The 997-nt window shown below is 34.5% G+C and carries 1 protein-coding gene; it reads right to left on the bottom strand.

The window, feature by feature from the left end; genetic code table 11:
* A partial coding sequence (locus RR876_RS16565) for a cation:proton antiporter (protein ID WP_332637138.1) occupies positions 1–997 on the bottom strand: 997 nt, incomplete at both ends.

Below are 997 nucleotides of genomic sequence, written 5' to 3'. Positions count from 1 at the left end.
ACGGCTAAGATCAATGCCAGTGAAATCCCACCACGAACACCTCCCCATGACAAGATGGTTAAGCTTCCGTTATAGCTTTTATTACGAAATGAAGGAAATAAGGCAAAAGCCGAAAAGTTTGCTGCAAATCTAGATAGATGGAGGATCAAGAAGGAAATAATCCCGCCAATAATCAAATTTATACTTAAATCTAGAATAAAAAGCTCTAAACCAATCAATGTAAAAAGAAATGAATTAATAATTCCTTCTACTGTATGCCAAAAATGATTGACCTCACGAATTTCACGTTGTTCACGGATTTCTTGCCATTTATTACCCACAATTAAACCACCAATCACACAAGCAATTGGTGCAGAAGCATGTGCAAATAAGGCAACTAAATATGAACCACTGGCAAGTAACGCTGTCGTTAAAATTAACGACTCCATCTCATGCTTACCACGTAATAAACGTAAGATACCAAAACCGAAAGCAAAACCAATAATGACCGCAACAAAGATTTCATATAATAATGTTTCAACTGTTGCCACTAATGAAAAGTGTTCACCTTGTAAAACTTTCAATAAAGTCATAAATAAGGCAATACACATCGCATCATTAAATAAAGATTCACCCTCAAGTTTCACAATCAGATGATGCGGTGCCCGAATAGAACTTAATACGCCTTTAATTCCAATCGGATCTGTTGCCCCTAAAGCTGCACCTAATAATAATAAAACAGAAATTGGAACAGGATAACCTACAGCCCATTGGAATAAATATAATATTCCTGCATAAAAACCAGCACATAATACCAATGCAATCGTCGCCAATATGCTAATTGGTTTCCAATAATTACGTAGATCTGAAATTTTAAATTTTAATGCCGATGACGTTAAAATAAAGCAAATAACACCATTAATTAAAAAATCATAAAAATCTATTTCACGTACTGCAGCTTCAATATTATGAATATTAATCGTCACAAATTCATTACCATTTAATAAACTCGCGCCCC

This window comes from Acinetobacter sp. (genome assembly GCF_036666595.1).
Lineage (GTDB): Bacteria > Pseudomonadota > Gammaproteobacteria > Pseudomonadales > Moraxellaceae > Acinetobacter.
The sequence above is the reverse complement of the archived record's forward strand: the minus strand, read 5'-3'. Positions and strand labels throughout refer to the sequence as shown.